The sequence below is a fragment of the Arthrobacter nitrophenolicus genome, from assembly GCF_000332815.1.
GTDB lineage: Bacteria > Actinomycetota > Actinomycetes > Actinomycetales > Micrococcaceae > Arthrobacter > Arthrobacter nitrophenolicus.
In genome coordinates this window covers 1-4,713 of the sequence record NZ_AOFD01000099.1, presented here as the reverse complement: position 1 = coordinate 4,713, position 4,713 = coordinate 1, and the positions used below count along the sequence as shown (strand labels likewise).

The 4,713-nt window shown below is 67.4% G+C and carries 5 protein-coding genes and 1 riboswitch; of the genes, 2 read left to right on the top strand and 3 right to left on the bottom strand.

Annotated features, from left to right (window positions below; genetic code table 11):
* Positions 1–94 precede the first annotated feature (94 nt).
* On the bottom strand, positions 95–994 hold the full coding sequence (locus tag G205_RS20150) for a glycerophosphodiester phosphodiesterase (RefSeq protein ID WP_009359650.1): 900 nt from the start codon (positions 992–994) through the stop codon (positions 95–97).
* Positions 995–1,043: 49 nt separating this feature from the next.
* Between G205_RS20150 and G205_RS20145 the strand changes: the two genes are divergently transcribed.
* Positions 1,044–2,390 (top strand): DUF445 domain-containing protein, encoded by a 1,347-nt coding sequence (locus tag G205_RS20145; RefSeq protein ID WP_035753987.1) that lies wholly within the window; start codon positions 1,044–1,046, stop codon positions 2,388–2,390.
* 37 nt (positions 2,391–2,427) lie between these two features.
* On the opposite strand, the gene G205_RS20140 is transcribed toward G205_RS20145, so the two are convergent.
* Complete coding sequence (locus G205_RS20140; protein ID WP_009359648.1) at positions 2,428–3,177, bottom strand: LamB/YcsF family protein; 750 nt, start codon at positions 3,175–3,177, stop codon at positions 2,428–2,430.
* Positions 3,161–3,970, bottom strand: coding sequence for a hypothetical protein (locus G205_RS20135; protein WP_009359647.1), 810 nt, complete (start codon positions 3,968–3,970; stop codon positions 3,161–3,163). The genes G205_RS20140 and G205_RS20135 overlap by 17 nt, the downstream gene beginning before the upstream one ends.
* Positions 3,971–4,176: 206 nt before the next feature.
* A riboswitch (glycine riboswitch) is annotated at positions 4,177–4,277 on the top strand.
* Positions 4,278–4,437: 160 nt separating this feature from the next.
* Here G205_RS20135 and G205_RS20130 point away from each other — a divergent pair.
* A partial coding sequence (locus tag G205_RS20130) for a glycine dehydrogenase (protein ID WP_009359646.1) occupies positions 4,438–4,713 on the top strand: 276 nt, incomplete at its 3' end.

Genomic DNA, 4,713 nt, shown 5'->3' with positions numbered 1-4,713 from the left:
GGAAACGGCGCCCACGGCGAGGCCCTCCACGTCCAAGGGTCCGGCCCACCAGCGGCGGGGCCCGGCGTCGTCCGCCCGCTTGCCCACGGCCGGCCTACCGTCCCTGCGGCGAGGCCAGCTGGAGCTGGCCCAGGACCCGGGCGGGCACATTGGTGGTGAGTTCGTGGATCCCGAGTTCCTGGCAGAGGGCCACATCCTCCGGGGAGTCCACCGTCCAGACGCGGAACCGCCGGCCGGAAGCCAGCCAGCGCTTAATGGTTGCCGGATGCCCGCGGACATAATCGATGCCCGGCCCCGCCAACCCTGCCACGCGGCTGTCCAGGATCCGCTCGCCTTCCAGCTGCGTGGCTTTCATCAGGTTGGCGATGGCCCCGCCGGTGATGGGGCCCAGGCCGAGCCCGCCGCGGATTTCGTGGATGTTGATGTCATCCACCAGCTGGCAGATGTATTGGGCGGGGACGGACCGGAGCAGGTGCCGGACGGAGTCCGGGCTGAAGCTCATGAAGGTCACCGCCACGTTGTCCACGGTGGAGCCGGCAGGGTCCCAGCCTTCCCGGCGCAGCAGCTCCAGGACCCTGTCCTCCAGCTTCAGCTGGTACGGGCTTGGATGCTTCAGTTCGATGGCGAGCCTGACCGGCCGCCCGGCTCCCCGGAGGATGTCCAACAGTTCGGGCAGGGTGAGGAACTGCGCCGACCGGGCCCCGTACGCCTCCGGGATCCGCACGCCCTTCCACGACGAGAAATCGAGGTGCCGCAGTTCACGCAGTGTCCGCTCGGCCACCGGCCCCGTGCCGTCCGAGGTGCGGTCCAGGTTGGCGTCATGCAGCAGGACCACATGCTGGTCGCGGGTGAGGTGGACATCGCACTCAACGCCGTCGGCACCGTCCGCCAGTGCCTGCAGGTAGGCGGCCCGGGTATGTTCGGCGAAAGCGGCGCTCGCGCCGCGGTGCGCAAAAACCAGCGGCCGCTGCGGCAGTGGCTCCTCAATCGTCATGCAGACACGGTAGCCGACCCGGACCGAACTGCGGGGCTAGGCTTGGCACATGCAGGTGAACTCTGAGCCAACTACCCAGGAAGCACTCACCGGGCCCCCGCCTCAGGCGAAAGGACGCCCCAGGGCGCGTGCCGCCGTCGTCCATCACCTCAGCCCGGGCGATGCCGAAAAGGCGGCAGCGCTGCGGAAAATGAAGCTGGTGGCCCTGGGCCTGCTGGTCGCCATGGCCGTGGTTTTTGTCATCGCCTTTGCGCTGCAGGACGAGTACCCCTGGCTGCAGTACGTGCGGGCGGCCGCGGAGGGCGGCATGGTGGGCGCCCTGGCGGACTGGTTCGCCGTGACGGCGCTGTTCAAGTACCCGATGGGCATCAAGATCCCGCACACCGCAATCATTCCGCGGCGGAAGGACCAGATCGGCGCTTCGCTGGGCGAATTCGTGGAGACCAACTTCCTGTCCGAACAGGTGGTCCAGGAGAAGCTGGCCAGCGTCAACATCGCCCGCCGGGCCGGCGAATGGCTCGCCACGCCTGCCGGTGCCAACCGGGTGGCCAAGGAAGGCGCGGCGCTCATCCGCGGCGCGTTCAAGGTCCTGAACGACGACGACGTCCAGGCGGTCATCGAGGGCATGGTGCGCAAGCACCTGCTGGCTCCGCCGTGGGGACCTCCGGTGGGCAGGATGGCTGAGCGGATCTTCCACGACGGACACCACCACAAGCTCGTTGACCTGCTCGTGGACCGGGCAGCGGACTGGGTGGACGACAACCACGAAACCGTGACCCGGCTTGTTTCGGACCGCTCCCCCACCTGGGTGCCGCAGTTCGTGGACGGCCTGGTGGGCGACAAGGTGTACGTCGAAATCCTGAAGTTCGTCCGGGCCGTGCAGGCGGACCCGAACCACCAGGTGCGCCAGCAGATCGACAAGTACCTGAACGACCTCGCCCAGGACCTGCAGCACGATCCGGCCATGATCGCGCGCGCCGAGGAGATCAAGGCCCAGGTCCTGGGGGACCCCGAGGTCCGCGAACTCGCCTCCCGGACGTGGGGAACGGTGAAGAACGCCCTGCTGGGTGCCGTGGAGGATCCGGACAGCGACCTGACCATCAAGTTCAAGGCAGCGGTCCGGGACTTCGGTTCCCGGCTGGTCAATGATCCCGAACTCGCGGGCAAGGTCAACGCCTGGATCGGCGACGCCGCCGGATACCTGGTGCGGACCTACCGCTCGGATATCGCCGGGGTCATCACCGACACCGTGGCGCGCTGGGACGCCGAGGAAACGTCGCAGAAAATCGAGCTCCAGGTGGGCAAGGACCTGCAGTTCATCCGGATCAACGGCACGGTGGTGGGGTCACTGGCCGGGCTGGCGATCTTCACGGCGGCGCATCTCGTCTTCGGCTGAGCGCCGCTGCCGGCGGAGGCCTGCCGCCTAGTGCCGCTTAGGCGAACGACTCCAGTTCAACGCCGGCAGCAACCAGGCCTGCCCGCACTCCCGCGGCCATCTCCACGGCGCCCGGGGTATCGCCGTGGATGCACAGCGAATCGGGCCGGACCTGCACCACTGTGCCGTCCACGGCCACCACTTCGCCCTTGGTGGCCATCCGGACCGCCCGCTCCACCACAGCATCGACGTCGTGCAGGACGGCGCCTTCCTGCGAGCGCGGGACCAACGTTCCGTCTGCCTGGTAGGCGCGGTCAGCGAAGGCTTCGACGAACACCGGGTGCCCGGCCTCCCGCGCCTGCTTCAGCAGTTCCGAACCCGGCAGCCCCAGGATGGGCAGCCCGGGATCGTAGGCGCTGACGGCTGCCACCACGGCCTCCGCCTGCCCGGCGTCGTGCACCAGCCGGTTGTAGAGCGCCCCGTGGGGCTTCACGTAGTCCACGGAGGCACCCACGGCGTGCGCAACACCGTCGAGCGCCCCCAGCTGGTACAGCACATCGCCGAACAGCTCATCGAAGCTGGCATCCAGCGAACGCCTGCCGAAGCCTGCCAGGTCCCGGTACCCCACGTGCGCACCGACAGTGACGTCGAGCTCGTAGGCTGCCCGGCAGCTGTCCAGCATGGTGATGGGGTCGCCGGCGTGGAACCCGCAGGCTACGTTGGCGCTGGTCACCAGCTGGAACATCGCAGCGTCGTCCCCCATCTTCCAGGAGCCGAATGATTCGCCGAGGTCAGCGTTGAGATCCAAAGGTGTTGCCTTCCAGCGTCTGCTTGTCAGGAGCTGCGGCTGCCGTCAGCTCCCCGGGGATGGTGTCCGGCATCGGGCCGAACGCTTCCTTGGCGTTCGACACCACGGCGCGGCCCATCATGAGGTTACCCGCTCCGCCGACCACCGCCCCGATCCCGAAGGGCAGGGCCCGGCCGAACAGCGCCGTGCCCTGGCGTTTAAGCAGGTTCTTGAGGAAGGCCTTCTGGATCCGGTTCCGGATGCTGCTGAAGCCCGGCATCGGCAACGATTTGGACAGCACGCTGCCCCAGGCCCTGGTGGGGTTCATTTCACGGCCTGCCACCTGGCCGCTCAGTGTGCTGAGGAGTGCGGTCCCCTCCTCACCCAGCATGATGGCCATAACCATGGTGCTGGCCTTCTCCGGGTTGGTCAGCCGGATGCCGTGGAGTTCGGCCAGCGAGGTGGCATACAGGGCTGTGGCTTCCAGGAATCCGACAGTGGCTGCAGCGGAAAGCCCCAGCGACGCCACCGTCCCCACACCGGGCACCGCGGCGGTGGCACCCACCACCGCCCCGCCGCCGGTGACGGCGCGCAGGTAGTCGCGCTCCAGGATGTCGGCCAGCTGGGCGGCGGTGGCACGCGGATGCCTCTTCTGCAGCCGCCGGACATAGGCCACCACGAACGGACGCTGGATTTCCACCGCCTTCAGCAGCATGTTGTGGACACCGGGCTTGGGATTGCCCTCGGCGTCGAACACCGCGTTGTGGGCGGTTTCCTGTGCGATTCGTACTGCGGGATTGCTGCGCCTGGCCATGGTCACCTCATTCAAATCGACCTGCAGCGGGAAGGCTGCCGTGCTCCTCCATCCTAAGTGGATCAACACTAAGCATGCTTAACTTCTGCGCCGTGGCCCGCCGCCCGAACCGCCTTTGCAACGGTGCTGCCGCGCCCCGATTTGCCAGCGGCCAGCAACAGCGTGTACCTTGTGAGCCGAATCACCCACATTTGAATACTGCCTTTCGAGCTGTGACGGGAGAGCCCTCCCGGACCACCACCGGACAGGCGCCGTAGGAGCAAATCCTCCCCAGGAATCTCTCAGGCCCATGTACCGTCACGGCGAGGCGACTCTGGAAAGCAGTCCGGTTTCCTGCCGGACTCACCGACGGTGCAAGAGTGCCCTGCCAAGAGCAGGTGTCCTCGGAATCTCTCAGGTCCAATACAGAGCGGGGAGGAACCCATCCATGCCGTGCCATTCGTGGCCGGCCAGACCTGGAGTTCCTCATGACGATTCAATCCAACCCATCGGCCTTTGCCGACCGCCATATCGGCGCGCGCCGCCAGGCCGACGTCGACACCATGCTCAAGGCCATCGGCTACGACAGCGTGGACGGGCTCGTGGACGTTGCCGTTCCGGGAGCCATCCGCCAGGAGCACGCGCTCCGGCTTGGCGGGGCCCTCAGCGAGGTGGAGGTCCTTGCCGAACTGCGCAGGCTCGCCGCCAGGAACAAGACTGCTGTCCAGATGATCGGGCAGGGCTACTACGACACCGTGACACCC